Origin of the sequence: Capnocytophaga sp. CM59 (assembly GCF_000293175.1) — a bacterium.
Lineage (GTDB): Bacteria > Bacteroidota > Bacteroidia > Flavobacteriales > Flavobacteriaceae > Capnocytophaga > Capnocytophaga granulosa.
In genome coordinates, this window is sequence record NZ_ALNN01000015.1 from 88,456 (window position 1) to 115,209 (window position 26,754).

General features: G+C 41.4%; 24 protein-coding genes and 1 tRNA gene. 15 read left to right on the forward strand and 10 right to left on the reverse strand.

The genetic code is table 11. The features are described 5' to 3' along the window. The first annotated feature begins 23 nt into the window (after positions 1–23). Positions 24–1,286: a tetratricopeptide repeat protein gene (locus HMPREF1154_RS04720; protein ID WP_009641355.1), complete on the forward strand. Its 1,263-nt coding sequence runs from the start codon at positions 24–26 to the stop codon at positions 1,284–1,286. Positions 1,287–1,463: 177 nt separating this feature from the next. Here HMPREF1154_RS04720 and HMPREF1154_RS04725 read toward each other — a convergent pair. After that, a tRNA-Ser gene (locus HMPREF1154_RS04725) sits at positions 1,464–1,548 on the reverse strand. 216 nt (positions 1,549–1,764) lie between these two features. On the opposite strand from HMPREF1154_RS04725, the gene pncB reads away from it, so the two are divergent. The 6 genes from pncB (at position 1,765) to HMPREF1154_RS04755 (ending at position 7,408) form a co-directional block, all read left to right on the forward strand. Then, the gene (gene pncB / locus HMPREF1154_RS04730; protein WP_009641466.1) at positions 1,765–2,952 is read left to right on the forward strand and encodes a nicotinate phosphoribosyltransferase; all 1,188 of its coding nucleotides are present in this window, start codon (positions 1,765–1,767) and stop codon (positions 2,950–2,952) included. A 9-nt stretch (positions 2,953–2,961) separates the two neighbouring features. Continuing rightward, positions 2,962–3,153: a hypothetical protein gene (locus HMPREF1154_RS04735; RefSeq protein WP_009641380.1), complete on the forward strand. Its 192-nt coding sequence runs from the start codon at positions 2,962–2,964 to the stop codon at positions 3,151–3,153. A 34-nt stretch (positions 3,154–3,187) separates the two neighbouring features. After that, a complete protein-coding gene (gene gap, locus HMPREF1154_RS04740; RefSeq protein ID WP_009641340.1) occupies positions 3,188–4,189 on the forward strand; it encodes a type I glyceraldehyde-3-phosphate dehydrogenase in 1,002 nt (333 codons plus the stop codon). Between the two features lie 83 nt (positions 4,190–4,272). Continuing rightward, positions 4,273–5,133, forward strand: a complete 861-nt coding sequence (locus tag HMPREF1154_RS04745; protein ID WP_009641482.1) for a hypothetical protein — start codon at positions 4,273–4,275, stop codon at positions 5,131–5,133. Between the two features lie 21 nt (positions 5,134–5,154). Further along, the gene (locus HMPREF1154_RS04750) at positions 5,155–6,204 is read left to right on the forward strand and encodes an NAD(P)/FAD-dependent oxidoreductase (RefSeq protein ID WP_009641392.1); all 1,050 of its coding nucleotides are present in this window, start codon (positions 5,155–5,157) and stop codon (positions 6,202–6,204) included. A 196-nt stretch (positions 6,205–6,400) separates the two neighbouring features. Further along, positions 6,401–7,408, forward strand: a complete 1,008-nt coding sequence (locus HMPREF1154_RS04755; protein ID WP_232211976.1) for a CapA family protein — start codon at positions 6,401–6,403, stop codon at positions 7,406–7,408. A 46-nt stretch (positions 7,409–7,454) separates the two neighbouring features. Here HMPREF1154_RS04755 and HMPREF1154_RS04760 read toward each other — a convergent pair whose 3' ends face one another. The 3 genes from HMPREF1154_RS04760 to HMPREF1154_RS04770 are packed head-to-tail and all read right to left on the reverse strand — an operon-like array spanning position 7,455 to position 10,604. After that, a complete protein-coding gene (locus HMPREF1154_RS04760; protein WP_009641479.1) occupies positions 7,455–8,594 on the reverse strand; it encodes an aminotransferase class I/II-fold pyridoxal phosphate-dependent enzyme in 1,140 nt (379 codons plus the stop codon). 1 nt (position 8,595) lies between these two features. Continuing rightward, a complete protein-coding gene (brnQ, locus tag HMPREF1154_RS04765; RefSeq protein WP_009641403.1) occupies positions 8,596–9,894 on the reverse strand; it encodes a branched-chain amino acid transport system II carrier protein in 1,299 nt (432 codons plus the stop codon). A gap of 23 nt (positions 9,895–9,917) precedes the next feature. Continuing rightward, on the reverse strand, positions 9,918–10,604 hold the full coding sequence (locus HMPREF1154_RS04770; protein ID WP_009641503.1) for a DUF2461 domain-containing protein: 687 nt from the start codon (positions 10,602–10,604) through the stop codon (positions 9,918–9,920). A gap of 118 nt (positions 10,605–10,722) precedes the next feature. Here HMPREF1154_RS04770 and rbfA point away from each other — a divergent pair, with 118 nt between their 5' ends. The 5 genes from rbfA (at position 10,723) to HMPREF1154_RS04795 (ending at position 15,435) form a co-directional block, all read left to right on the forward strand. Next, positions 10,723–11,115 carry a 30S ribosome-binding factor RbfA gene (gene rbfA / locus HMPREF1154_RS04775; protein WP_009641497.1) on the forward strand — a complete coding sequence of 131 codons (393 nt, stop codon included), beginning with the start codon at positions 10,723–10,725 and terminating at the stop codon, positions 11,113–11,115. Between the two features lie 4 nt (positions 11,116–11,119). Then, entirely contained in the window at positions 11,120–12,328 is a 1,209-nt protein-coding gene (locus tag HMPREF1154_RS04780) for an FtsX-like permease family protein (RefSeq protein WP_009641400.1), read from the forward strand. 162 nt (positions 12,329–12,490) lie between these two features. Next, positions 12,491–13,192 carry a DUF4197 domain-containing protein gene (locus HMPREF1154_RS04785; protein ID WP_009641407.1) on the forward strand — a complete coding sequence of 234 codons (702 nt, stop codon included), beginning with the start codon at positions 12,491–12,493 and terminating at the stop codon, positions 13,190–13,192. A gap of 114 nt (positions 13,193–13,306) precedes the next feature. Continuing rightward, positions 13,307–14,971, forward strand: coding sequence for a 2-succinyl-5-enolpyruvyl-6-hydroxy-3-cyclohexene-1-carboxylic-acid synthase (gene menD / locus HMPREF1154_RS04790; protein WP_009641511.1), 1,665 nt, complete (start codon positions 13,307–13,309; stop codon positions 14,969–14,971). Continuing rightward, on the forward strand, positions 14,968–15,435 hold the full coding sequence (locus HMPREF1154_RS04795; protein ID WP_009641349.1) for a macro domain-containing protein: 468 nt from the start codon (positions 14,968–14,970) through the stop codon (positions 15,433–15,435). The genes menD and HMPREF1154_RS04795 overlap by 4 nt, the downstream gene beginning before the upstream one ends. 71 nt (positions 15,436–15,506) lie before the next feature. Here HMPREF1154_RS04795 and dusB read toward each other — a convergent pair whose 3' ends face one another. Genes dusB through HMPREF1154_RS04815 form a run of 4 tightly spaced genes read right to left on the reverse strand, consistent with a single transcriptional unit; the run spans position 15,507 to position 20,243 of the window. Next, positions 15,507–16,481 (reverse strand): tRNA dihydrouridine synthase DusB, encoded by a 975-nt coding sequence (dusB, locus tag HMPREF1154_RS04800; RefSeq protein WP_009641462.1) that lies wholly within the window; start codon positions 16,479–16,481, stop codon positions 15,507–15,509. Positions 16,482–16,487: 6 nt separating this feature from the next. Beyond that, the gene (locus HMPREF1154_RS04805; RefSeq protein ID WP_009641439.1) at positions 16,488–17,315 is read right to left on the reverse strand and encodes a Cof-type HAD-IIB family hydrolase; all 828 of its coding nucleotides are present in this window, start codon (positions 17,313–17,315) and stop codon (positions 16,488–16,490) included. A gap of 22 nt (positions 17,316–17,337) precedes the next feature. Beyond that, positions 17,338–18,747 (reverse strand): alkaline phosphatase, encoded by a 1,410-nt coding sequence (locus HMPREF1154_RS04810; protein ID WP_009641350.1) that lies wholly within the window; start codon positions 18,745–18,747, stop codon positions 17,338–17,340. Between the two features lie 44 nt (positions 18,748–18,791). Beyond that, positions 18,792–20,243: a sensor histidine kinase gene (locus tag HMPREF1154_RS04815; protein WP_009641354.1), complete on the reverse strand. Its 1,452-nt coding sequence runs from the start codon at positions 20,241–20,243 to the stop codon at positions 18,792–18,794. Positions 20,244–20,470: 227 nt separating this feature from the next. On the opposite strand from HMPREF1154_RS04815, the gene HMPREF1154_RS04820 reads away from it, so the two are divergent. Continuing rightward, positions 20,471–21,604, forward strand: a complete 1,134-nt coding sequence (locus HMPREF1154_RS04820; RefSeq protein WP_009641521.1) for an N-acetyltransferase — start codon at positions 20,471–20,473, stop codon at positions 21,602–21,604. A gap of 12 nt (positions 21,605–21,616) precedes the next feature. Here the strand turns inward: HMPREF1154_RS04820 and HMPREF1154_RS04825 are convergent, their stop codons facing one another. Beyond that, positions 21,617–22,180, reverse strand: a complete 564-nt coding sequence (locus HMPREF1154_RS04825; RefSeq protein ID WP_009641527.1) for a hypothetical protein — start codon at positions 22,178–22,180, stop codon at positions 21,617–21,619. Positions 22,181–22,196: 16 nt separating this feature from the next. Then, entirely contained in the window at positions 22,197–23,732 is a 1,536-nt protein-coding gene (locus HMPREF1154_RS04830; RefSeq protein WP_009641410.1) for a helicase HerA-like domain-containing protein, read from the reverse strand. A 175-nt stretch (positions 23,733–23,907) separates the two neighbouring features. On the opposite strand from HMPREF1154_RS04830, the gene thiL reads away from it, so the two are divergent. Together thiL and HMPREF1154_RS04840 are read left to right on the forward strand one after the other, a co-directional pair. Then, the gene (gene thiL, locus HMPREF1154_RS04835) at positions 23,908–24,951 is read left to right on the forward strand and encodes a thiamine-phosphate kinase (RefSeq protein WP_009641336.1); all 1,044 of its coding nucleotides are present in this window, start codon (positions 23,908–23,910) and stop codon (positions 24,949–24,951) included. A gap of 89 nt (positions 24,952–25,040) precedes the next feature. Continuing rightward, positions 25,041–26,714, forward strand: coding sequence for an SPOR domain-containing protein (locus tag HMPREF1154_RS04840; RefSeq protein ID WP_009641440.1), 1,674 nt, complete (start codon positions 25,041–25,043; stop codon positions 26,712–26,714). Positions 26,715–26,754 lie beyond the last annotated feature (40 nt).

Consider the following 26,754-nt stretch of genomic DNA (forward strand, 5'->3'; position numbering starts at 1 on the left):
GTTAAACATAAAACTAAATTACCATGAAAAAAAGTATGCTACTAATAACAGCACTCACTGTTTCAGCTGTTTCATTTGCTCAAAAGAAGGAATTGAAAGAAGTGAAGAAGGCCATTGAGAAGAATGAATTTTCTCAAGCACAAACATTATTGGAAAGTGTAAAAAATGTAGCACTTGCTGATAGAAAATATTCAGCAGAATATTATCTCTTAAAAGGAGAATTAGGACTCAAAAAAGCCATTGCAGGAAAAGATGTGATTAACTCCTTGTCAGAAGCCTCTACTGCCTTTGCCGAAGCAAAAAAAGTGGGTGGAAAAAGTTCCTCTGAGTTAGATATGCTTAAAAACGAAGGCGCAAGAATCGCCGTAGAAAAAGGACAGGCTTCTTATCAAAAGAATGATTTCAAAGAAGCAGCTCTTGCCTTTGAGCAAGTATATCGCCTTAGCCCAAGAGATACCTTATTCCTCTACAATGCAGCTGTTTCAGCTACTCAATGCAAGGAAAACCAAATGGCACTCAACTACTTCTTGGAACTGAAAGACCTAAAATATGATGGTTCTGAGACGCTCTATGCTGCTAAGAACAAAGAAACAGGCCAAATAGAAAAATCTGCTGATAAGGCTACACGCGATATGAAGATGAAAACGGGAAATTACTCCAACCCTACTCAGGAGAAAACCCCATCCAAGAGAGGTGAAATCATCCGTAACATCGCTTACCTCTATGTAGATCAAGGAAAGAAGGATGAAGCAATTAAGGCTTTTGAATTTGCGCGCAAAAACTATCCTAAGGACGGGGAGCTAATCATGCAAGAGGCTAATGTATATTATCAATTGGGCAATATGGACAAGTTCGAAGCTCTTATGAAAGAGGCTACCGACCTACAACCTGACAATGCCGATGCACAATACAATATTGGGGTAATGAACCTACAAAGAGGTAACAATGCAGAGGCAAGAAAATATTTCCAAAAAGCCCTCAAGATAGCTCCAGACAACGCCAATGCGGCAATGAATTGTGCAACTACTTATGCTAACGAAGGAGATGCTCTTGTGGATCAGATGAATGCCTTGGGAAATACAGCCAACGACATCAAGAGATTTAATGAGCTTAAAAACAGCAAAGATACTTCTTACCGCTTAGCAGCTGAAGTATTGAATGAGTATGTAAAGAACAATCCTAAGAATCCTAACAAAACTGTATTGGAATACCTTTCCAATATTTACCTATCTCTTAATGATATGACTAACTATAAGAGAATCAAAGCGATTTTGGACAATAACTAAATAGTACATAATTTTATAATTTTAAGTTCAGTGAAAACACCTTTTCCTTATTCGGAGAGGTGTTTTCTTTATTAGCTCTCTTTTCTCTTTGTAAGAAGTCTTAGCTCAGGGAATAACTAAAAAGGCTTGAGGAGTGCCCTCAAGCCTTCTAACTAAACCTTAAAAATCAATGTATTGCGGAGAAAGAGGGATTCGAACCCCCGGAGGTGTTACCCTCAACGGTTTTCAAGACCGCCGCATTCGACCGCTCTGCCATTTCTCCAAAAGAACTCTCTTGAATTCGGGTGCAAAGGTATAACTTTTTTTTTTTCCTGCAAAGAAAAAAATGATTTTTTTTATCTGCAAAAAACAATTATTTCTTTTCTATCTGTATTTCAATTAGTTATAGATTATTTATAATAAATTTGAAAAATATCTTTGTTTTCTGATTTTTTTTTTTTACCTTTGTGTGATTTTAAAAAGAACATATATTATAATTATGTCAGTACATATACCTCCTATATTTACTTCTATCTTAGATAATGATTTCTACAAGTTCACTATGCAGTGTGCCGTAGTAAAACTCTTTCCTGCTATCAAGGGGCGTTATGAGTTTATCAATCGTGGAAAGCACGAATTTCCAGAGGGGTTTGCTCAGGCTATGCAGGAGGCGGTGAATCAAATGGGACAACTCAAGTTATCCAAAGAAGAAAAAAACTTTCTAAAAACTTCTTGCCCTTATCTGAATCCTGCCTATATTGACTTTTTAGAAGGTTATCGTTATGACCCTTCAGAGGTGCATATCTCGCAAGAAGGGACAGAGCTTAAAGTAAGTGTAGAAGGCTACTGGTACAGAACCATTCTATGGGAAGTCCCCTTACTGGCTACCATTAGTGAATTATACTACAAGCTCACAGGAGCCGTGGCTTGGAGCGATGATCAGATTATAGCCAATACTTCCCACAAGATACATGATTATGAAGCTCTTGATGTCATTTTTGCAGAGTTCGGCACCCGCAGAAGGCACTCATATCGCACACATGATTTGGTGATGCAGACCCTTACCAAGTCCCACCGCTATAACTTCACAGGGACAAGCAATGTGCACTTCGCCATGAAGTACCAGGTAAAACCCATTGGAACTCATGCCCACGAATGGTTTATGTTTCATGCCGCTGAATATGGCTTTAAGATGTCCAACGCCATGTCCCTAGAGCACTGGGTGGACGTCTATAGAGGGGATTTGGGCGTTGCCCTCTCTGACACTTACACAACCGACGTCTTTTTCAAACAATTCGATACCAAGTTTGCCAAACTATTTGACGGGGTACGCCACGATAGCGGTGACCCTATTGAGTTTGCCAACAAAACCATAGAACATTATAAGAAATTCGGTATCAATCCTCTTTCCAAATATATCATCTTCTCCGACGGGCTAACCCCTGAAAAGGTGGAATCCATCACCAAATACTGCCGTGGTAAAATAGGTTTTTCTTTCGGTATAGGTACCAACCTTACGAATGATGTAGGTCTACGTCCTATGAATATTGTGATGAAACTCACCGAAGTACTTACTTCCGACCACGAATGGGTAAAGACCGTCAAGCTCTCCGATGAGCCGCTCAAGCACACTGGAGACCCTAGAATGATAGAATTGGCAAAGGAATTATTACGCATTCACTCTTAAAAGACAACCATGAGTATAGTAAAGAAAACCAATATAGTTGCTTATACCCTTATGATTATAGGAGTACTACTGCTCTACCTACAGTCCAAAAAGGAATATAGATTTTTCCAAGAGCAGTATGTCCTTATGGCAGGACTCATCCTGATGGTAGTGGGTATCTATATGCTTTCTAAGAAATTGTCCTCACGCGAACACAAATAATAGTATTATACAAATAATTTAAAAACAAAATTTTATGTCAGTATTAAAAATTGGAATCAATGGATTCGGACGTATTGGCCGTTTGGCTTTTAGAGCTATTTCAAAACGTGCCAATGTAGAAGTAGTAGGTATCAACGATCTACAAGATGTTGAGTACATTGCCTATTTGCTAAAATATGACTCTGTTCACGGTACTTTCCCTTTGGATGTAAAGACTGAAAACGGACACCTTGTAGTAGATGGAAAAACCATTCGCATTACTGCTGAGAAAGACCCTAACAACCTCAAATGGAATGAAGTAGGTGCTGATGTAGTACTCGAATGTACAGGTATCTTCACTACTTTGGAAAAAGCACAAGCGCACCTTAACGCTGGAGCTAAGAAGGTAGTTATCTCTGCCCCATCTGCCGATGCTCCTATGTTCGTAATGGGTGTAAACCACAAGAGCGTAAAACCTACCGATACTATCGTATCCAACGCTTCTTGTACTACTAACTGCTTGGCTCCTATTGCTAAGGTTATCAATGATAACTTCGGTATAGATGAAGCTCTTATGACTACTGTACACGCCACTACCGCTACTCAGCTTACTGTAGATGGTCCTTCTAAAAAGGATTGGAGAGGCGGACGTTCTGCACTTATCAACATCATTCCTTCCTCTACTGGAGCTGCCAAAGCAGTAGGTAAAGTAATCCCTGAACTCAGCGGTAAGCTTACTGGTATGGCTTTCCGCGTACCTACAGCCGACGTTTCTGTAGTGGATTTGACTGTAAAGACTAAAAAAGCTACTTCTCTTAAGGAAATCAACGAAGCTATGAAAAAAGCCTCTGAAGGAGAACTTAAGAACATCTTAGCTTACACTGACGAGCTTGTAGTATCTCAAGATTTCGTAGGTTGTACCAATACTTCTATCTATGATGCTAAAGCTGGTATCGAACTTAACGACCACTTCTTCAAGGTAGTTTCTTGGTATGATAATGAATCTGGCTACTCTAACAAATTGGTAGATTTAGCCCAACATGTAGCTTCTATTTAATCTTTAGAAGAGAAAAAAGACGTGTGATTTTCTTAAAAGCATACGTCTTTTTTTCAAATATAGTCACTTAATACCTCAAAATTATGATTTTTATAGTAGATAGTGGTGCAACCAAAGCCGATTGGACTGTACTAAACGAAAAAGGGATGAAAGAATTCGGCACCCAGACCCTAGGGCTTAATCCTGAGGTACTTACAGAGGAAATCGCCATGGAGCGTCTTACCACCAACGAACAGCTCAATGAGAACCGCAAGCGTGCTCGCTATGTATATTTCTATGGAGCAGGTTGTGGAACAGAGCGCCTTCGCTTATTCCTACAAGCTATTCTACAGCGCTTCTTCTCCAATGCAACTATAGTGGTAAAAGAAGATACATATGCGGCAGTACATGCCACTACAGCCGATGGAGAAAGAGCCATTGTAGGTATTCTCGGTACTGGGGCTAACTGTTCCTACTGGGACGGAAAAAAACTACACCAAGCAGTAGATTCCTTGGGCTACTCTCTTATGGACGAATGTAGTGGTAACTTCTTTGGAAAAAGGCTTATTGTAGATTACTACTTCAAAATCATGCCCGAACACCTAAGAAACAAATTCGAACACGAATATGAGCTTAATTCCGATGTGATCAAGTCTCACCTATATAAGTTGCCTAACCCTAATAGCTACTTGGCTACTTTTGCTCGCTTTTTAGTGGAGAACAAGAATGATGCTTATTGCCAACGCATCATCCGAGAAGGTGTACAGCTATTCATTGATCACTGGGTAGTACAATACGAAGCCCGCAATGAAGTGCCTATCAACTTTGTAGGTAGTATCGCTTTCTATTTGCAAGATGTAGTCAAAGATGTATTTGCTAAAAACGGCCTAAAAGTAGGTAGGGTCATCCGCAAACCTATTGATGGCCTTGTGGAATATCATCTATTGCACAAGAACAGGAAATAAACTGATACCCCAAAATCAATAATGAAAGATTATATTATCGTAGGTTTTGGCTTTGCGGGGTGTAGTTTGGTACATCTGTTGGAAAAACACCAAAAGTCCTTTATGGTCTTCAGTGATGATCCTATCCCTGTTACTACGGTAGCAGGAGCCATGTTTAATCCTATTATTCTCAAGCGCTTCACCCCTGTGTGGAGGGTAGAGGAGCAGATGGCCTTACTGCTTCCTTTCTTTGGTGAAATAGAACGCAAGTTGGCCACCTCTTTCATCTATAAGACTCGCGTATTTAGGAAATTTACCTCAGTGGAGGAAAAGAATAACTGGTTCGTGGCCTCCGACAAGCCTATCCTATCCCAATACCTCTCCACAGAGGTACGTAGCAGTCTCTCCCCTTATGTAGAGACACCTTTTGGCGTAGGAGAAGTACTACATACAGGGTTGATTAATACACGTGTACTCATTCCTGCCTATCAAGAAAAATTACAGAAAGAGGGCGTGTATTTCCAAGAGAAATTGGAGTATGACGCCTTGCAGATAAAGGAGGATTGTGTAAGCTACAAGGGTATTTCGGCCAAGCGGGTTGTCTTCTGTGAGGGCTATGGTATGGTGCATAATCCCTTTTTCAATTACCTACCTATGGTAGGAAGCAAGGGGGAACTACTTAGTTTTGAAGCAGATGACCTACAACTGGATGGGGTACTCAAGTCCGATGGTTTTATCGCTCCTTTAGGCGGCAATACTTTCAAAATAGGTACTACCTATGACAATGACGACAAAGACCCCTCCCCTACTGCTCATGGTAGGCAGACGCTTATAGAGAAGCTCGAACGACTGATCAGCTGTCCCTATCGTATCACAGGACAAATGGCAGGTATTCGTCCTACAGTGAAAGATCGCCGCCCTTTGGTAGGGGTACACCCAAAGTATAAAAACTTGTTTATTCTCAACGGATTGGGTACCCATGGTGCACTCTTAGCTCCCTATACAGCCACTTCTCTCTATGATTTTATAGAAAATGGAAAAATGATAGACAAAGAAATGAACATTACACGTCATTCCCGATTTTTCCAATAAAAACGAATAATTATTTACATGATAAGAGGTAAATTTTCTGTGATTTACCTCTTTTTTAAATATAAAATTTATGAAGATACCTTATGTTTTCTCAGTAGCTATTTCTTTGGCTTTCACCAGTTTCTTTTATGGACAGGTAGTCCCTACTAAGGATACACTGTCTGTTGTAAAAGATTCGCTTCCCCCTGCTAAGGAGATGCTCACCATTGTCAAAGATACCCTTTCCCCTGTCAAAGATACCCTTTCTATAGTAGCTGTTGGTGATGTGATGATTGGTTCAGGCTTTCCTGCTGGGCACCTCCCAAAAGATGATGCCTTAGAGAGCTTTAAGGAGGTCAAGCCTTTTCTAAATGGAGATATTGTTTTTGGAAACTTAGAGGGAGCTATCTTGGATTCTGGTAATTCAGAAAAGTGTAGGAACTCCAAGGCGGGCACTTGTTATGCTTTTCGTATGCCTGACCGCTATGGAAAAATCCTCAAAGAGGCAGGATTTAGCCTGATGAGCACGGCCAATAACCATGCCAATGACTTTGGAGAAAAAGGAAGACGCAATACCGCTCGTGTATTAGATGAAGTAGGAATCTATCATGCAGGCCCTGTGGAAAACAAGTCAGTAGTCTTTGAAAAAGATGGGGTCAGGTACGGTTTTTGCGCTTTTTCTCCCAATAGCAATATGCTTTCAGTAAATGATTTGGAGCAAGCCACCGATTTGGTAAAGGAACTGCGCTCTATGGCCGACATCGTAATCGTCTCTTTCCATGGTGGAGCTGAAGGCGCCAGCCATACCCATGTTCCTCGCCAAAATGAATACTTCTTTGGAGAAAATCGAGGCAATGTATACAAGTTTGCTCACGCTGTTATAGATGCAGGCGCCGATATTGTCTTAGGCCATGGCCCTCATGTAACGCGTGCTGTGGAGGTATATAAGCAGAAGTTCATTGCCTATAGTATGGGAAACTTCAATACCTATGGTACCTTCAACCTCAGTGGGCCTAATGGTATGGCTCCTCTTTTGGATATCAAACTTGATCGCAAGGGCAATTTCCTCTATGCCAAAGTCATCTCTACCAAACAAAGCAAAACCAATGGCTTGGAACTTGACCCCAATTATAAAGTCTTTGAGGAAATGAAACGCCTGACCAAGACTGATTTTCCTGAAACACCTTTGATCTTTGAAGAAAATCGAATACTTTTAAGTGAATAACGAAAAGTGAATAGTGAAAATTTCTTCACTATTCACTTTTCGTTATTTACTCTTTACTAATCCCTTGAAATAGTTGGGTGATTTCCTCTTTTGTATTATAGCTATGCAGACATATACGCAGGCGTTCTTCCCCCTTGGGGACTGTAGGAGAAAGAATCGGTTTTATCCCCATACCCTTGTCTTGTAAGTGAGCAGCTACTTGCTTAACCCTTTGACTATCAGGTATGATAAGCCCCTGTATAGCAGAGGTTGAATCAATGAAAGTAAGGCCTTTTTCTTGAGACAAGACTTGTGCCTTCTCTCGGAAAAAGGCAATATTCTCATGTAAGCGGGAGCGTTCTTCTGTCTCTGGCAACAGTGCATAAGCAGCCAATAGTGTCGCTACACTTTCTGGAGCGGCGGCCGTGGTATAGATAAACGAACGTGCGAAGTTGATCAGATAATCTATCGCCTCCGTTTGAGCTAGAACCAAGGCTCCATGAGCGCCTATTCCCTTACCAAAGGTAATCAGGCGTAAGAAAATATCCTTCTCTATTCCCAAAGCCTGACAAAGCCCCTCCCCTTTCTGGCCAAATACCCCTACCGAATGGGCTTCATCTATAATGATATAAGCATTGTACTGCTTGGCAAGTGCTACCATAGCAAGCAAGTCGGGTGTATCACCATCCATAGAAAAGACTGATTCGGTAGCTATATAGAGGGTTGTGGCTGTAGCGGCAAAGCGCTGTAGCTTTTCTTGTAAATCCGAAAGAGAATTATGCTTAAACTTGAAGTTCTGCGCCTTATTCAGTTGCAAGCCATCACGAATAGAAGCATGTATATACTGATCATATAACACCACATCACCCTTTTGTGGAATAGAGGAGAAAATTCCCACATTGGCATCATAACCCGAATTAAACAAAAGCCCTTTTTCTACGGCATGAAAAGCAGCCAAATAACTCTCAGCTTCTCTAATCAAGGGATAATTCCCCGATAGGAGGCGAGAGCCTGTACTGCCATTTTGCAAGGGATAGGACTGAAGTATTGTATGAGCCTTTTCCCTAACAGCTGCATTTTTAGCTAACCCTATATAATCATTGGAATAGAAATCAATAGGGTAACTCTCCTGAGATAAGCGGCGGAGTGTCCCCGCCGCTTCACGTTCTTGAAGTGCTCTCTGGAGCGGTTTAGGAATAGTATTCACTTTATTCGTGTTTTGCCTGTTCAGAAGGTTTTATAATCAATTTCTCTATAAGTATAGTAGTAACCCACGCCCAAAGTGCTGGACATATCCAAGAGAGCCCATATTGGTGTAATGGGAGAGGTACTTCAAAGAGTTTGTAGCCTATTTGTTCTAAGAAAATAGGAATGGTTGTGATAAATGTTACTGCTGCTACCGCCTTGAATACATTTCTTGAAGCCAATTTGGCAGGAAGTAGGTGTAAGAATACCAAAGCAATTACGGTTGGATAGAATAGTACCAATACAGGATAGGCAATCTTTATGATATAATCCACTCCAAAAGGTGCTACAATAAGGCAGTATATACAGAGAATTGTAACAAATAGTTTATAAGTACGTTCATTCCCCTTGACAAGTCCTTGGAAAAATTCAGCCCCTCCTGTGATGATTCCTACTGCTGTGGTGAAGCAAGAGATACTTACAGCAATACTAAGAAGTACGCCTCCAAAACCTCCCAATACATGCTTGGTAATCAGCGCTAAAAGAAGTACACGCTTTTCTACCTCTGGAAAATAACTCCCTTGGGATGCCCCTGTATAGATAAAGCCCGCATAGGTAATAAATAGTAATATACCACTGCCTATCCCAGCATAGATCGTTAAGCGCTTTACTTGACGCTTGTCAAAGGAATTATCCAAGGCCAAAGAGGCTACAATCACCCCTCCGATAATGATAGAGGACATCGCATCATAAGTCTGATAACCTTCCAAAAGTCCCTCTGCAATAGGATTCTCAAAGGAGGATACTGCTATATCTCCTTGATAGAAGATAGCCATGATAATGAGCAAGAGGATAATTCCGACCATAAGAGGGGTAAGATATCTGCCCAATACATCCAATATCTTATTGCGCTGAAAGCATAGATAGCCTACCAAAAAGAAGTAGATTATATAGAAGACATACATCACCCATTGAGGTAGATCGGGAGCAAAAGTTGCTGAAATCATCTCATAACTTACTGAGGCTGTACGTGGCATAGGAAAAGCCAAGCACATACCATAGAGCAGGCAGCCTAAGAGAATCGCTACAAAAGAGCTGACCTTCTTACCAAAATCCAATACAGAACCTTGCAAGCGTGCCTGTACCACTACACCCAAAATAGGAATCAGTACGGCCGAAAGACAGAAGGCTACAGCCACTAAGAACCAATGTTCTCCTGCGGCTCTTCCCAAAAAGGGAGGCAATATAAAGTTCCCTGCTCCAAAGAAGATGGAGAACATAGCAAAGGATGTTACAATGATGCGTGAAAGTGTTATTTTCATTCTATTAAAAATTAAAAAAGTTACTAATCAAATAGGGATTCTCCGTTAAGGTCGGTTGTCAGTGCCCTTGTCATAAAATCATAGAAAGGACGTATAGCCAAAAAAGAAGCTACTACTTCCTCAAAAAATGAGTCTTCAAGGACAGCCTCTGGGGCAAAATCTCTCTTGAGCAAGAACTGTTTCTTCCTCAGGTAAGCAATCATGGGATCATCTTTACTAAATCCCTTTGGGGCGGTCTTAACCTCATCGCCAAAGAGTTGGCCATTGAAATACTTCACTATAGGGGTAGAGGTCATTATCTGAGAGAAAGCCTCTGGCTCCATGGCTATTTCTTGGCGTATCCTAAGTAGGTCTTTGGCTTCAGGATTGAAAAAGCCTCCTCCTACAAAACTCCCCTCAGGGCTTAGATGCAAGTAATATCCGCCGCGATAGTGCGGTTGTAGACGAGGAAAGTAGAGACCAAAGTGTGTCTTGTAAGGGGGCTTGTCTTTGGCAAAGCGCAGATCATTATAGATACGATATATCTTGATAGGTCCCAAGTGATCCTTCGCACTGATCTTATCATACACTGCTTGAAAGAAGCTATTTGCTTCTTTTTTCGCTTGTTCATAGTCTTTTTTGTTATCTAAGAACCAATCACGATTATTATTTACAGCCAAAGCTGAGAGGAAAGAAAATATATCGTTTGTTAATTTCGTTAATTTAGTCATTATTTTTAATCGTATAAATTAAATTACTTAGTAAAGCGCAAAGATACAATTTTTTTGATAAAAACTACAATTATTGAAAAAATATTTCTACCTTTGCAACGTTTATAATTTTCGTAGTATGGAGACCAATCGCCAAAAGAAGATAGCAGGCCTCTTGCAAGAGGACTTAGGAGATATCTTGGGCAGAGCTGTACAATCAGGCGGGCTGACCAATCTTATTATATCGGTTACCAAAGTGGCTATTACCGTGGATTTGACACAGGCTAAAGTATATATCAGTGTATTTCCCAGCGAGCAAGGCAAGGAAATTCTCTCGGCCATACAGTCCAATAGTGCCCAGATAAAGCATGAGGTAGCCCAGCGAGTGCGCTATCAGCTTCGAAAGATGCCTGATCTTACTTTCTTTTTAGATGATTCCTTGGAGTATCTCTCCCAAATAGAGCACTCCCTCAAGGGAGAAGAGAACCCTATAGAAAACCCTGAATTGCTTATCAAACGCAAAAAATCTTAGTCTGTTGAAAGCAATTCTCTTCATAGCTTGGCGTTATGTCCGCTCCAAGAGCTCGCAGAATGTGATTAACATCATCAATCGCATGTCCATCTTTGTCCTTATTGTAGGAGGGGCATCGCTGATGATTGTCTTGGCGGGCTTTTCAGGCTTGAGAACCTTTAGCATGTCTTTTTCTAACTTCTTTGACCCTGATCTGAAGATTTTTCCTAAAACAGGAAAGATTTTCTCGCTTTCTCCCATGCAGGAGACTGCTCTTAAGGAAAGTGGTGTAGTCGCCTCGTATACTAAGGTACTGGAGGAGCGCGTATTTCTCAACAGCAGGGGCAAGAACTATATTGCCTATATCAAGGGAGTAGATGAGAACTATCCTAAGGTAAATGCCGTGGATAGTATCCTTGTTATCTCCCCTAAGGAGTGGCTCCTTTCTGAGGACTATGTGGTAGTGGGCAATATCATCGCTGAGACCCTCAACTTGGGACTCTTTACCAGTACTACTCCCCTACAAATCATTGTACCTAAGGCTGGTAAGGGCAGCATCACTAGCTCCTCTACCCCTTACAGAGAGGAAACAGTTCTGCTCTCAGACTATTACCAAGTAACGGAGGATTTGGATAGTAAGTATGTCTTTGCTACCCTATCCTTAGCCCAACGCCTGACAGGAGTACAAGCCAATGAAGTAAGTGCGGTAGAGATCAAGCTCTCCAAAGGAGTTTCTATAGCTGAAGGAAAAAAGCGTCTGCAAAAGGTTTGGGGAGATGGCTTTGTGATAAAAGACCGTATGGCTCTCAATGAGGATCTCTATAAGATGTTCCAAACGGAAAATTTGGCTACTTATCTCATTTTTACCTTGGTGCTTATCGTAGCCTTGTTCAACCTGGTTGGGGCTATTATCATGATGATTTTGGACAAGCGAAAGAACCTATATACCCTTTTTGCTTTGGGAATGACCGAAAGACAGATACGTGCTATATTCTTCCTACAAGGGGTGATTGTCTCCCTGCTGGGGGCTATCTTTGGCGTAGGCCTAGGAGTAGGAATAGCTTGGTTACAGAAGACCTACCCCATGCTATATATTAATCCCAATGCCGCTGTACCTATTGCCTACCCTATGGATATTCGGCTTTTAGAAATTGTAGTGGTGTTTTTCACTATATTTGTATTAGGGATTATAGCCTCTGCTATAGGAGCAAGTAGAACAAAGATTAATGATTAATTGTTAATGCCAATCAATAGTAGAAAAACAATTGTATGGTTTAATTCATTAAGAAGCAACAAATTACACCTTAAATAGTTGGGAATAATATTTTAACTATTGATTCGTATGATCGATAATATCTTAATTCAAAACTTTTAAAACAATTAAATTATACTAGAAATGAAGAAAATCGTTTTGTTAGTAAGCAGTTTTTTCTGTCTAAGTAGTTGTGCTGATTTGCAGAGTGTAATGAACAGCACTCAACAAAGTGGAGCGCTTTCCTCTGTGGATATTTCCAACGGACTCAAACAAGCCTTAGAATTGGGCATTGCCCAAGGGGTAGATTTACTTAGCCAGAAGGACGGCTATTATGGCAATTCCTTGGCAAAGATTCTTTTCCCTGAACCCTTACAAAAAGTAGATAATACCCTAAGAAGTATTGGTTTAGGAAGCCTTGCCGATGAGGGAGTAAAGCTACTGAATCGTGCTGCTGAAGACGCGGTAACCGAAGCCAAACCTATCTTTATCAATGCAGTAAAGAACCTCTCTTTCTCCGATGCTACCGCTATTCTTACAGGTGGTAAGAATGCCGCTACAGATTATCTAAAGAAGACCACTACCCAATCCCTGATACAAGCTTTCTCTCCAAAGATACAAGCCTCTTTGGGTAAGGTAGGTGCCGATCAGGTATGGTCAAGCATCATAGATAAGTACAATGCGGTTCCCCTAGTAACCAAAGTAAATCCAGATCTAACAAGCTATGTAACAGAAAAGGCCATAGACGGTCTATTCCTACAAATCGCTCAAAAAGAGGAGGATATACGTACCAACATCAGTTCAAGAACTACCCCTCTATTACAGAAAGTTTTTGCTAAACAATAAATATACTAATGATTAATGCTAACAATGATTAATGATTAATACTTTTTTACTCAAAAATGTTGACCATTAATCATTGATCATTAATCATTGATCATTAATCATTGATTATTCGTTTTGTTTCCTCAGATTCCCTTAGCTCAACAGATACTACTTGCCTGTAAGGCAAAAGGCATCCGCCATATTGTCCTTTCCCCTGGTTCGCGCAATGCTCCACTAACTATTGGCTTTGCCAGTGATTCCTTTTTCAACGCTTATAGCATAGTAGATGAGCGTTGTGCTGCTTTTTTTGCTCTTGGTTTAGCCCAACAGCTTAGAGAGCCTGTCGTGGTGGTCTGTACCTCTGGTTCAGCCTTATTGAACTACTACCCTGCCGTGAGTGAAGCGTATTATAGTTACATCCCTTTGGTGGTCATTAGTGCCGACAGACCAGCCTCTAAGATAGATATAGGTGATGGGCAAACCATACATCAGCGACATGCCTTAGCACTACACACAGCCTATAATGCCAATCTCTCTGAAGAGGAGCAGGATCTCAATTATAATACCTATTTGCTCAATGAGGCTCTCAATACAGCAGCTCTCAAGTGCTTACCTGTACATATCAACGCTCCTTTTGAGGAACCACTATATCAAACACTTCCTGCCCCTACGGTGAGTTTCCACAACGAAGTTGGACTCAAAAAGCCTATACTCCTGAATACTGAAAAATTACTCCAGTTTGCCAAAGACTGGAACTATCCTAAGAAGATGGTACTTATAGGGGTATTACCCACTGATGCTATTGCTCAAAAATGGTTTGATTGGCTTGAGAAAGACCCTTCTATTTTAGTACTTACTGAGAGTACGGCCAATGTAGTAGCCGATACTTTTATCGGCATGATAGATACATTCCTCGCTCCGATAGAGAAGAGACAACTCCAAGAGCTACTTCGTCCTGATGTGCTTATCTCAATAGGTGGTATGGTGGTATCCAAGAAGATCAAGGAGTTCCTGCGCAAGTACCCTCCCCAAGCCCATTATTATATAGATGAGCATGTGGGGTATGATACGTTCTTTGCCTTGACCCATCACTTCAAGACAAATATTAATACATTCTTGGAGACTGTAAGTCCAGAACTACCGCCTGTTAGCTCTGATTATAAGGGGACTTGGCTTTCTTTGTACAGGGAAACCCTTGAAAAGCGAGCCACCTTCTTAGCAGACGTACCTTTTTCCGATATGGCTGCTTACAAGGCTATTTTGGAGCGTGCCCCTACCCCTTACCATATCCAGATTAGCAATAGTGCACCCATTCGCTATGCCCAACTCTTTCCTGCTAAAGCGGGTTGGCAGGTGTTCTGCAATCGGGGTACCAGTGGTATAGATGGCAGTACTTCTACTGCTATAGGGGCTAGTGTTGTACAATCTGCCCCTACACTACTGATTACAGGCGATTTGAGCTTCTTTTACAATAGCAATGCATTGTGGTGTAACTATATTCCGAAGAACCTGAAAATCATTGTAGTTAATAATGCAGGCGGGGGTATTTTCCGAATCTTGCCTACCGATAAGGGAACGCCTTTCTTTGAAACTTTCCAAGAGACTACCCATTCCCTTACGGCTAAGCACCTTTGTGCTATGTATGGTTTTACCTACCTTTGTGCACAAAACCAAGAGGAGTTGACAAAAACTTTGGAAACGTTCTTTTCCCAATATGAAAGTCCTATGCTCTTGGAAGTTTTCACCCCCAGGGAACTGAATAATACAATACTCAAAGATTACTTTAACGTTTTATCATGACAGAAATAAAATATATAAAAGCCGATGCTACTTTCCCTCAAAGTGAGGGGAATATTATCATTCCCCATATATGTAATGACATCGGAGCTTGGGGCAAAGGTTTTGTCTTAGCCCTTTCCAAACGATGGAAAGCTCCTGAGAAGCAGTACAAACTATGGTATCAGAAGAAAGAAGGCTTTGTCTTGGGTGCAGTTCAGTTTGTACAAGTAGAAGAAAATATATGGGTTGGCAATATCATTGGGCAACATAAGATACAAGAGGAGAAAGGAATCCCTCCTATTCGTTATGAAGCAGTCAGAGAGGGATTGGAAAAGGTTGCCTCTTTTGCCCAAGAGAAGCAGGCCTGTGTACAAATGCCTCGTATAGGTTGTGGTTTAGCGGGAGGTACATGGGAGAAAATAGCCCTTATCATAGAAGAAACCCTACTTACAAAGCATATACAAGTCACTGTATGTGATTTATAAAATACCCCCTATATGTATATAGGAGGATATTTTGTATAACCAAGTAACAAATCTTTATGCTGAAGAGGTTGTTATTCTTCTTTCTCTAAGCTAATAAGTATATCCTTGAGAGCTTCCATATCATCAAGGGTAACTAATTGTTGCTTGTACTCCTTGAAATGAGGAATACCTTTGAAATAATTACTATAATGGCGGCGTGTTTCGAGTATTCCCAAGCGCTCACCCTTCCACTCTACCGCCCATAACAAGTGTTGTAGCGCAGCTTTGGCTCTTTGGGCAAGTGTAGGAGGGGGTAACAATTCTCCTGTGGAGAGGTAGTGCTTGATCTCTTGGAAGATCCAAGGATAACCAATAGCGGCACGACCTATCATGATGCCATCTACTCCATATTTGTTTTTGTATTCGAAGGCCTTCTCAGGCGAATCTATATCACCATTACCAAAAATAGGAATATGGATACGAGGGTTTTCCTTCACCTTGGCAATATAGGACCAATCCGAATGCCCCTTGTACATCTGCACGCGAGTACGGGCATGAATGGAAAGAGCTTGTATGCCTACATCTTGCAAGCGTTCGGCTACCTCTTCTATGTTGATCGTATCACTATCCCAGCCTAAGCGTGTCTTGACCGTTACAGGCAAGTGGGTGCTCTTTACTACCGCTTGGGTAAGACGTACCATAAGGTCAATGTCTTTGAGTACAGCCGCTCCTGCTCCCTTGGCTACTACTTTTTTGACAGGGCAGCCGAAGTTAATATCTACTACATCGGGGGATACTGTCTCCACGATCCGAGCCGAAAGCGCCATAGCCTCCTCATCACCCCCAAATATCTGGATACCTACAGGCCGTTCGTCATCAAAGATATCCAATTTCTTTCGGCTTTTTATAGCATCACGTATAAGCCCTTCGGAGGATATAAACTCACTATAGAGCATATCCGCCCCATGCTTCTTACAAAGTCTGCGAAAGGGCGGATCACTTACATCCTCCATAGGAGCCAAGAGTAAGGGAAACTCACCCAAGGCTACCGAACCTATTTTTACCATATTGTCTTATAATTCTATATCAAACATCTGAGCTAAGTAGCGTGCTACCCCATCTTCCTTATGGTGGTGGGTTGTATCATTGGCTACTGCTTTCACCTCCTCACGGGCATTGGCCACAGCTACACCGAGACCTACCGCCTCAAGCATCTCTTGGTCATTGTAGTTGTCTCCGAAAGCGATGGCATCAGCAAGGGTAATTTCCTTGTGATGCGCCAAGAAAGCCTCAATTCCTGTGAGCTTGGACACGTTCTGTAAAGTGATTTCTATATAGGTATTCTTTGCCCTATAGAGCTGTAGCTGGCCTGCCATTTGGGTTTGCAAGGCCTCCCACATTGCCTCCACTAGCGCCTCCTCTCCCATAAGCATAAGCTTATGGGCACCTTTATTTTGGGCTTTCCAAAGGGAAAGTACCTCTTGGTTGCTCTTTACCACAGGAGTAGTAGCTGTATTGCGCTCTTCGCGCTCAGCCCACTGGTCTATTTGGGGCACGTACCACTCATTGAAGTTGTAGAAGCTGATATGTAACTTTCCTTGAGTATATTGCTCATTGAGTGCTACAATTTGCTCACAAAGAGCATGAGGTATTTCTACTGAGTGGAGCACTTCGCCCCCTTTGTCCAATACCAAAGCCCCATTATAGGCAATCAGTGGCATACCCAAGATACCTGCCTTCTCCTGTAGGTAGTACATCTGTACTGGCATACGAGAAGATATAAGCACGATAGGAAAGCGACTTTTAAGCTCGGAGAGCACCTTTATAGTCTTCTGGGAGAGGGTACGATCGGCATCGAGCAAGGTACCATCTATATCCGAAAAGATAATTTTATAAGACATAACCGTTTTGATTTTCTTGTGTTTAATATTTCTCCAACATATCTACTTCGGCGGCGGTAAGTAAGAAATTGTGCATTTTATAGTTTTCTATAAAAGGAGGTAGGTTTTGGCTACCAGGGCCATACATAGCCAGTTCAGTATAGTCGGAGGAGTGATCCATACTGATCCAACCTACGGAAGTATGTTTTTTCTGTATTTCAGCCAAAAGACTATAAGGAAGGTTCTTATAGTTATAGAGTCCATTCTCCTGCTTGCCTTCGGTATAGAAGGAGAGTATTTGTTTGGCATCCTCCTCAGAGAAAGGAATCTTACCAAAGTTATGGGTAAGTAGCTCCCTGACTTGGGAAGCAGAGTCTGTTAGATTAATACTCTGTAAGGTAAAGTCATTGGAATGACGGAAGTAAGCCAAATTGTCGAAGTTTTGGTTACATTCTTTACCATAGATAAGGCCAGGATTAGCATTTCCATGGTCGGAAGTTACCACAACCAAGGTATTACCATCCTTTTTAGCGAAATCTATTGCCACTTGTATCGCATCATCGAAGGCCAATTGGTCAAATAGTAGCGCCCCTATATCGTTTCCATGAGCTGCCCAATCCACTTTACCCCCTTCCACTTGGAGTACAAAACCCTGCTTGTGATCGGCCATCATGTCTATTGCCTTTTTAGTCATCTGGGCTAAGGTAGGAATGGCGGCATTCTTAGTCGTATTATTTTCATCAATGGTATAAGGCAAAGCATTACTATCAAATACCCCAAGCAGAGGTATATTCTTAGGAGCAGCATTCATCTGGGTTACATTCTTAACCACTGTAAATCCTTTTTCCAGGTACTTAGCATACATATCTTGCTTATCCTTACGTTTTTCACCACTGAAATAGTTATCTCCGCCCCCCATCATGACATCAAATCGGAGGTCAAGATAGTTTTCTGCAATTTTAGGTTGGGCTTTTCTTTCCTTGCTATTAGTGCAAAAACCTGCTGGAGTAGCATGAGTGATAGGCACTGTAGTTACACAACCCACTTTCTTACCTGCTTTCTTAAATTTTTGCAGAATTGGAGTATATTCTTCTCCATTGACCCCAATGTTGATCATTCCATTGATGATACGGTGACCACAGCCCCATGAGGAACTAGCTGCGGAGGAGTCGGTAACTACAGAACTAGCCGATTGCATATCCATAGAGGCTTTCACGGCCAATTTCTGTTCATATAGTGCAAACCAAGCACTACTACGCCCCAAGATACGCTTGCTATAGAGATCTGCCATAACCAAGGTACCAATACTCATACCATCGCTGACCATATAGATAATGTTCTTTGCCTTCTTACGAGCGAAAGACTCGGAGGCTTGTGCTTGTGCTACAGAGGGAAGTAGGAGAGACCCTAATCCCGCAAATACTGAGTTCTTTAAAAAACTTCTTCTTTCCATTGGTATTTAAATTACTAGTGATTAGTTGCTTTACTTTTTGCTTTTTACCTAATTTTAAGTTCTACTGTAAAGGTAGCTCCCTTACCCACTTCTGAGTTCAGGGTAATAGTCCCACCATGGGCGTTGATGATGTGCTTGACCATAGTAAGCCCCAGTCCCGAGCCTGCGGTGTTCTTAGTGGTGAACTTAGGTTCAAATATGCGTTCTTGCAATTCAGGAGGTACCCCAGAACCATTATCTTTAACCACAATATAAGCAAAGTCACCTGTTACATAGGTTGTAACCTCTATTAGAGGGTCTGGGATGTTATCGGTTGCATAGATAGCATTCTTGAGCAGATTGGTCAACATACGATTCATCTGATTCTTATCCACCCAAAGGCATATCTGCTCTTGCTTACTCTCAAAGCAGATATAAGGCAGGTCAAAAATCGCTATAGCATGACGAATAATCGCATTGAGGTCTGTCCTTTCTTTTTTCTGTGGCGGCATAGAGACAAAAGAAGAAAAGGCATCGGAGATATCCGAAAGGGTATCAATATGCTGGAGGAGCATTTGGGTAAAATCAGCTACCTTTTCACTACATTGTGGATCATCAGAGGAGAATCTCCGCTGGAAGTTCTGTACACTCAGCCGCATAGGTGTCAGTGGGTTCTTTATCTCATGGGCGATTTGCTTGGCCATATCCTTCCACATCTTCTCCCGCTCTATTTTAGCTAATGCTTTCTTACTCTTTTCTATCTCATCTACCATCTCGTTATAGGAGAAGATAAGCTCTCCTATCTCGGTAGTGGTATTCTTGACATCAATTTTTTCATTTTTCCCTAAGAAATGAGTACTTCTTAATCGTTGTTGTATCTCCCCGAGAGAGTGAGTGATATAGCGAGAGATGACAAAAGCTACCCCTATAGTCAGCAGCAATATAGCCATATAAGCACCTCCTAAGTTATATAATGAGTTCTGCAGGAAGCCCTCATTGAAGGTATCATTTTCAAAATGAGGAATATGCAGAATAAGTAGGGGCTTGTATTGTAGGTCATTGACATAGGAATAGGAGTATTGGAAACTATCCTTTTCAAGTGCCGTTTGGAAGACCAATCGCTTATCTACAGAGTTAGAGAGATTGGTGAGAATGGTATCCGAGATACAATGTAACTCCTTGTTATCCCTTAGTCCTGCCTGTGAACTAATAAGGAAAGTCCCATTGATACTATAGAGATTAAAGTTAATATTTTCAATATCGGCAATACGATAGATCTCCTCTCGGAAGATTAGGGGAATATACTTATCTTCCACAGGAAATGTTGTCTGCGATAGTACATAGCGTATCTGCATGGAGAGCTGCTGTTCCTTTCGCAACAAGCGCTCGTTATGATAGGTCTGTGCTTGCTTGCGATACTGGTATATGGTTACTATCGCAATGGTAATAAAGGAAAGTATCGTAATACCAATAAGACTTACAAAGATACGAAACCGTAAGGAATGGAAAGCACTCATTATTAATGATTAATGATTAATGATCAATTATTTAATGATTGAGTAACATATTAATCATTAATTATTGCTGGCATTAATCATTGTAATTTCGCCGCAAAGGTACGAAAAAAAACAAGGTGATTTTCAATCTATACCGTTTTTAATTAGCGCTTATATGTTAATTAATTACTAATCATAATTTAATTAGTCTTTATTTTGTATATTTGCAAGCGATTAGCACAAAGATAATGATTACTGTAAAGAAAGTAGAAGACAAAAAGGGAATGCTTGATTTTGTTAAGTTTCCTTTCTCCTTATACAAAGATAGTAAAACCTGGGTACCCCCTTTAATTGGCGATGAGTTGGATACCCTTGACCCTGAGAAAAATCCAGCCTTCGAGAATTGTGAGGCTACTTTTTACTTAGCTTATGATAAGCAGCAGACTATAGTGGGGCGTATTGCAGTAATTGTTAACCATTATGAGATCAACCGAGGGGTACGTAAGGTACGTTTTGGTTGGCTAGATATGATAGATGATATTGCCGTTACTGATGCACTGCTCAAAAAAGCCTTAGACAAAGTACAAGAATTAGGATTGGAGTATGCCGAAGGACCTATGGGCTTTTCGAATATGGACAAAGTAGGGGTACAGACCTATGGGTATGACCATATTGGAGGTATGATTACTTGGACTAACTACCCTTATTATGTCACTCATTTTGAGAAACTTGGCTGGGTAAAAGAAAAAGGTTATGTAGAGTCCTCTTTCTTTCTTAAGGATGTAAATTTTGATACCTATAAGAAGGCGGGTGATGTAGTAGAGCGCCGTTATGGTCTTAGCTATGCCCCTATCAAAACCAATAAGGATATTATCCCCTATGTAGATGAGATGTTTGACCTATTCAACACCTCCTATGCCAATCTTTCCTCCTTTATTCCTGTCTCTGAAAAGCAAAAAGAGTACTTCAAAAAGAAATATATTCCCTTTGTCCTACCTGAGTTTATCAAATTCATCTTGGATAAAGAGGGGAAAATCATCTGTTTTGCTATTGTAATTCCTTCTTTTTCAAAGGCCTTGCAAAAAGCTAATGGGAAACTCTTCCCCTTTGGTTTCTATCACCTATGGAAAGCTCGAAAGAATCCTAAGACGGTAGAGTTCTATCTTATTGGTATCAGCCCTGAGTACCAGTCCAAGGGAGTCCCTGCTATGCTCTTTAGGGATTGTTACCTACTATTCAAGAAAAAGGGAGTAGAACAATGTATTATCACTCCAGAATTGGAGAACAACTTAGCCGTGCAGAAACTATGGAAAAACTTCAATCCTACTGATTTTGGTCGTAGGGCTACCTATAAGAAATATGTAAATGAAGGGGAGCTGTAATGCTCCCCCTTTTTAGTTCCAACTAATCATCAATCTTTTCACTTTGGCTGTTTCAGGAATACTCTCTATGGTATAAGCATCATCTACCGCAGGTAAAAGATCCTCCTTAGCAAAAGCAAAATAGAGGTTACTCCCCTTAGGCATGACAATAACTGTAGAGATCAATTGCTCAAAATCAAAGTCCTTATATACCTTCTTGATATCGGCAAAGGTACTATTGAGCGAAATATGCTCAGCTGTAGCAAAACGCTCATCCATAATTTGTACCCCCTGAATATGTTTGCTTTCCCCCTCCAAAGGAATCGCAGGGGTCAGTTCCAAGAGCTGCTTGCCTTCACCTCCCTTTTCATAGACTAAAAAACGCTCATCGCTTATATACCTAAACTCCCCTTCAATCGATGTTTTTACCAAAGAATCATTCTTATATAGAGAATCCAACTGAGAAATTTTGGTCTCTTTGGTCAAGTTTCCAACACTGATATCAGTTATCAAGAATCTTTTATCAGAACGGGAGCAACCAATAACCAATAAGGCACTACCTACCGCCCATAAAAGTATTTTTGCTGTATTTTTCATTCTATTTTTAGGTATTTTATTTCTTCATGAGTTTACTCAACACCCCAAATACCCCACGAACAAAAGTAGCACTAGTAAGTAGTTTTACTATGGGATTTTGAGCTGTACTCCTCTTAGTCGTTGTGGTTTGGGGAGCGGTCGTCTTCGCTGTCGTAGAAGTCGTCTTCTTTGGTGCTGGTTCTTTGGCTGTCTGCTCAGCAGCATTGGCTATCTTGGCATTGAGTATCTCATAAGCACTCTCGCGGTCTATCTCCTGATTGTATTTCTTCTTTAGGGCTGATTTGGCCAACACCTGTGCTATTTCGCTCTCGGAGAGTATATCCATACGGCTCATAGGAGCACGCATCATAGTCGCAACCAGTGGTGTAGGGCGACCTTTGGCATCCAAGGCTGTCACGAAAGCCTCTCCTGTTCCCAATGAGGTAAGGTCTTCGGCTACGTTGTAGAAAGTTGTTTCAGGATAGTTCTGAGCGGTAAGCTTGATAGCTTGGCGATCCTTGGCTGTAAAAGCACGCAAGGCATGTTGTATCTTCATACCCAACTGAGCGAGTACCGCATTGGGCACATCGGTAGGGGTTTGTGTACAGAAAATAAGTCCTACCCCCTTGGAACGAATCAGCTTGACGATATTTTCTAATTGATTAAGCAGAGCCTTGGAAGCCTGATTGAATATCAGGTGAGCTTCGTCAATGAAAATCACCAACTTAGGTTTTTCTTGATCCCCTATTTCAGGAAATGTATTATAGATTTCAGCCAAGAGACAGAGCATAAAAGTGGAGAACATCTTTGGACGATCTTGTATGTCGGTCAATCGGATAATATTTACCACTCCCCTACCCTTTTCATCGGTATGGAGTAAGTCCTCCGTCTCAAAACTACGCTCTCCGAAGAAAAGTTCAGCTCCTTGGTTCTCCAATTCCACTATTTTGCGCAAGATAGCACTGGTAGAAGAAGAAGCCACACGACCATATTCTGCCTCAAACTCACTTTTCCCCTCTTCAGTGGCATATTGGAGCACCTTTTTGAGGTCTTTAAGGTCAAGCAACGGATATTGGTGATCATCACAATACTTAAAAATCACCGCAAGCACCCCTTCTTGTACATCGGAGAGGTCTAAGATACGGGAGAGCAAGACCGAACCAAACTCGGAAACTGTAGCACGTAGGCGAACCCCATCTTGCTTAGAGATAGTAAGCAGCTCCACAGGAAAAGCCTCAGGTGTGTAAGGCAAGTTCATCTGAGCATGGCGCTCCTTGATAAAGGATTTCTCCTCCCCTATAGCTGCAATACCACTAAGGTCTCCCTTGAGATCCATAAGCAAGGTAGGCACCCCCGCCTTGGAAAGGTTTTCGGTGAGGGATTGTAGCGTTTTGGTCTTTCCTGTACCTGTAGCACCAGCAATAAGGCCATGGCGGTTGAGATTCTTCAGGGGTATATTGACCAACAAGTCCTTAATGACTGCTCCCTGATACATAGCACCTCCTAAGGTAATATAAGTTCCTTGGGCAGGATACCCTGCCGCGATGGTTTCTTTGAATTTTTCTACACTCATAATGTATTGTATTATTGTAGTGGGTGCAAATATAAGTTTTTTATATGAGAGCTGTTGCCATTTAACAAAAAATTATTCTGAAATTTGCAATAGCTAAAAACAACGTTAATTAATCACTAATAATGAGTAGTTAATCATTTTTATTGTACATTTGTGCCAAATATTTTAAGACAAGATGTTAGAAGACAAAAACACCCATAGAACCCACCTCTCGGAGTTGGGAGAGTTTGGCTTGATAGACCATCTGACCAAGGACTTCCCTATAGTGAATCCCTCCACCCTCAAGGGCGTAGGGGATGATGGAGCTGTTATTGATTTCGGGACTCAGAAAGCTGTTATATCCAGCGACCTTTTGATAGAAGGGGTACACTTCAACCTCTCTTATGTACCGCTAAAACACTTAGGTTACAAGTCCATTATGGTCAATCTCTCCGATATCTATGCCATGAATGCCATAGCCACTCAAGTGGTAGTCTCTATCGCTGTCTCCAATCGCTTTCCTGTGGAGGCCTTAGAGGAACTCTATGAGGGCATCCGCTTGGCTTGTGATATTTATAAAGTAGATTTGGTAGGCGGAGATACCTCTTCCTCCACTAGAGGACTCATCATCTCGGTTACCGCTATCGGTATGGCGCCACAAGAGAAGATTGTCTATCGCAATGGTGCCAAAGAGAATGACCTTATTGTAGTGAGTGGAGACTTAGGTAGCGCCTATATGGGATTGCAAGTGTTGGAGCGAGAAAATGAGGTGTTCAAGGTCAATCCTAATATGCAACCAGACTTAGAAAGCTATCAATACCTTATAGAAAGGCAACTCAAGCCCGAAGCACGTAAGGATATTGTCCTACTACTTGACAAATTGGGCGTACAACCTACAGCAATGATGGACATCAGCGATGGACTCTCCTCAGAATTGTTACACATCTGCAAACAATCCCATGTCGGGTGTCGCCTAGTAGAGGAAAAGATACCTCTTGACCCTACCCTGATTAACGCTTGTGAAGAATTTACCCTAAGTAGTACCATGGTTGCCCTCAGTGGCGGAGAGGACTATGAGCTACTCTTTACCATAGCCCCCTCGGACTATGACAAAATCAAGGGTAACCCCAACCTTAGTGTCATTGGCTATATTACAGAACCTGCCCAAGGTTGCAACCTCATTACTCGTGCCAATGAAGCCATTCCTCTGAAAGCTAGAGGATGGAATGCTTTCAGATAAAAATATATTTATCTTTTTTAGGGAATACTATTTTTTTACGTATATTTGCCTCCAAATTCGTTAATTTACAAATAAAACTTAAAGTGTATATGAGAATCATTTACAGTCTACTCCTCTGCCTAAGCGCTACAAGCCTACTATGGGCGCAGGAGAGCGATACCCTCACCACTCGTTATAAAGTGTTATCCAAAGGAAATATCACCATTACAGGAAATAATATCCTAAACCGCAAGGAAGGAAAAGCTGATGCCAATACTCCCTACAATGATCTGATAGGCGGACTTAAGCTGAACGATTCCCAAGTAATGGAATATATAGATGTAGATAAGGATAAGAAAACATTCTCTTCCAGCACGGCTAGTGTATCACTCCCTAAGAATAGTAAGATTCTATTTGCTGGGCTCTACTGGGCAGCCACTTACCCTTACGAAGAGGGGCAGGTAGTGGCCAAAAAATCGGTAGCCAAAGATGCCAAACGTGAATCGGTAGAGGAGGTATTACTGAAAGTTCCTAAAGGGAAATATACGCCTGTAAAAGGAGAATATGTATTTGACGGCAATACGGATTCCCGCTATATAGGCAAAAATGCCCCCTATGTCATGTTCGCCGATGTTACCAAACTCGTTCAGAGTAGCAAACGCATTGATGGAGAATATACGGTAGCCAATGTAAGAGCTGCTAGAGGAAGTGTAGAAGGAGGCTCTTGCGGAGGATGGACGTTGGTTATTGCTTATGAAAACGCCTCTGAACTCTTTAGAAAATTGGATATAAAAGACGGATTCTTGGAAGTAAAAGGCGACAAGAGCATCGCCTTTACCAACTATAAAATTCCTTCTGTCAAGGAAGCCTTTCCCCGATTGGTAGGAGCTGTCTTGGATGCTGATTTCAACCAAGGAGAGAACAAGGTAGGTGTATTCTCCGACAAAGTAGGATTCTATTTGGAGACAAAAACAAGAAAGATAAAAAACTTCTTCAATAGCTCTATCACCTATGGCGAAGACTATCTCAAACAAAGAAAACCCAACAGCAAAAATACCTTGGGCTTTGATATTTTCTCGGTAGTGCTTCCCAATTACGATTTTGAAGTATTCCCTGTGGGCAATGATTACTTACGAGTGAGTTTCTCCTCCACAAATGATTCTTATTATGCTTTCCTAATGGGGCTAGCTATCAATACCGAAGAAAGTACCTCCTTGCGCGATGAGGAAGTAGATAGGCTCTTAGGAAAGAAAACAACTCCTAAGGTAGCCCCTACAGGACAGACTGTGGTCAATGCCAACCAAGCTGCCTCAGCAGAAGTAAAAACTAACCAACAAGCTAATATAGCTCAGACAAGTTCTACAGCTAAGGGAAATACTACAGGGCAGACAAATGCTACTACCCAAGCAAAAAACCCTGTACAACAAGCCCCTGCAGGACAAACAGCTACAGTAGGACAAGCCACTCAGGCAGGACAAACAGAACAGATTCCTGACAATGTACGTAGAATCACCGCTGCGAATGTCAAAAAAGGATTTTACCTAATACTAGGCGTCTATTCCAACAAAGAAAATGCTGAGAAATATATGTTCGGATTGCGACAAAAAGGAATGCGTGCCGAGGGCAGTTTCCTCTATGCTGAAAAGAACTTATATTACGCTTATTCTCTCTATGCAGCTACCTATGCAGAGGCATTCAAAAAACAGCAAGAAATCAATACCGCCCGCAGTCTGAACCCCGATTTGCAAAAAGTAAAAGATGTTTGGATATTATATGTGGAATAAATGCTTATAAATTAATTGTTTATAAAAATTTATTTTCCTG

Bases quoted from the DNA above. Each gene is read 5' to 3' on its own strand.
- HMPREF1154_RS04720 (WP_009641355.1), top strand. From the start codon at position 24: ATGAAAAAAAGTATGCTACTAATAACAGCACTCACTGTTTCAGCTGTT.
- HMPREF1154_RS04770 (WP_009641503.1), bottom strand. From the start codon at position 10,604: ATGACTAAATTAACGAAATTAACAAACGATATATTTTCTTTCCTCTCA.
- HMPREF1154_RS04785 (WP_009641407.1), top strand. From the start codon at position 12,491: ATGAAGAAAATCGTTTTGTTAGTAAGCAGTTTTTTCTGTCTAAGTAGT.
- HMPREF1154_RS04820 (WP_009641521.1), top strand. From the start codon at position 20,471: ATGATTACTGTAAAGAAAGTAGAAGACAAAAAGGGAATGCTTGATTTT.
- HMPREF1154_RS04750 (WP_009641392.1), top strand. From the start codon at position 5,155: ATGAAAGATTATATTATCGTAGGTTTTGGCTTTGCGGGGTGTAGTTTG.
- brnQ (WP_009641403.1), bottom strand. From the start codon at position 9,894: ATGAAAATAACACTTTCACGCATCATTGTAACATCCTTTGCTATGTTC.
- thiL (WP_009641336.1), top strand. From the start codon at position 23,908: ATGTTAGAAGACAAAAACACCCATAGAACCCACCTCTCGGAGTTGGGA.
- HMPREF1154_RS04795 (WP_009641349.1), top strand. From the start codon at position 14,968: ATGACAGAAATAAAATATATAAAAGCCGATGCTACTTTCCCTCAAAGT.
- HMPREF1154_RS04815 (WP_009641354.1), bottom strand. From the start codon at position 20,243: ATGAGTGCTTTCCATTCCTTACGGTTTCGTATCTTTGTAAGTCTTATT.
- gap (WP_009641340.1), top strand. From the start codon at position 3,188: ATGTCAGTATTAAAAATTGGAATCAATGGATTCGGACGTATTGGCCGT.
- HMPREF1154_RS04810 (WP_009641350.1), bottom strand. From the start codon at position 18,747: ATGGAAAGAAGAAGTTTTTTAAAGAACTCAGTATTTGCGGGATTAGGG.
- HMPREF1154_RS04805 (WP_009641439.1), bottom strand. From the start codon at position 17,315: ATGTCTTATAAAATTATCTTTTCGGATATAGATGGTACCTTGCTCGAT.
- pncB (WP_009641466.1), top strand. From the start codon at position 1,765: ATGTCAGTACATATACCTCCTATATTTACTTCTATCTTAGATAATGAT.
- HMPREF1154_RS04745 (WP_009641482.1), top strand. From the start codon at position 4,273: ATGATTTTTATAGTAGATAGTGGTGCAACCAAAGCCGATTGGACTGTA.
- HMPREF1154_RS04825 (WP_009641527.1), bottom strand. From the start codon at position 22,180: ATGAAAAATACAGCAAAAATACTTTTATGGGCGGTAGGTAGTGCCTTA.
- HMPREF1154_RS04830 (WP_009641410.1), bottom strand. From the start codon at position 23,732: ATGAGTGTAGAAAAATTCAAAGAAACCATCGCGGCAGGGTATCCTGCC.
- HMPREF1154_RS04755 (WP_232211976.1), top strand. From the start codon at position 6,401: ATGCTCACCATTGTCAAAGATACCCTTTCCCCTGTCAAAGATACCCTT.
- HMPREF1154_RS04840 (WP_009641440.1), top strand. From the start codon at position 25,041: ATGAGAATCATTTACAGTCTACTCCTCTGCCTAAGCGCTACAAGCCTA.
- dusB (WP_009641462.1), bottom strand. From the start codon at position 16,481: ATGGTAAAAATAGGTTCGGTAGCCTTGGGTGAGTTTCCCTTACTCTTG.
- HMPREF1154_RS04735 (WP_009641380.1), top strand. From the start codon at position 2,962: ATGAGTATAGTAAAGAAAACCAATATAGTTGCTTATACCCTTATGATT.
- rbfA (WP_009641497.1), top strand. From the start codon at position 10,723: ATGGAGACCAATCGCCAAAAGAAGATAGCAGGCCTCTTGCAAGAGGAC.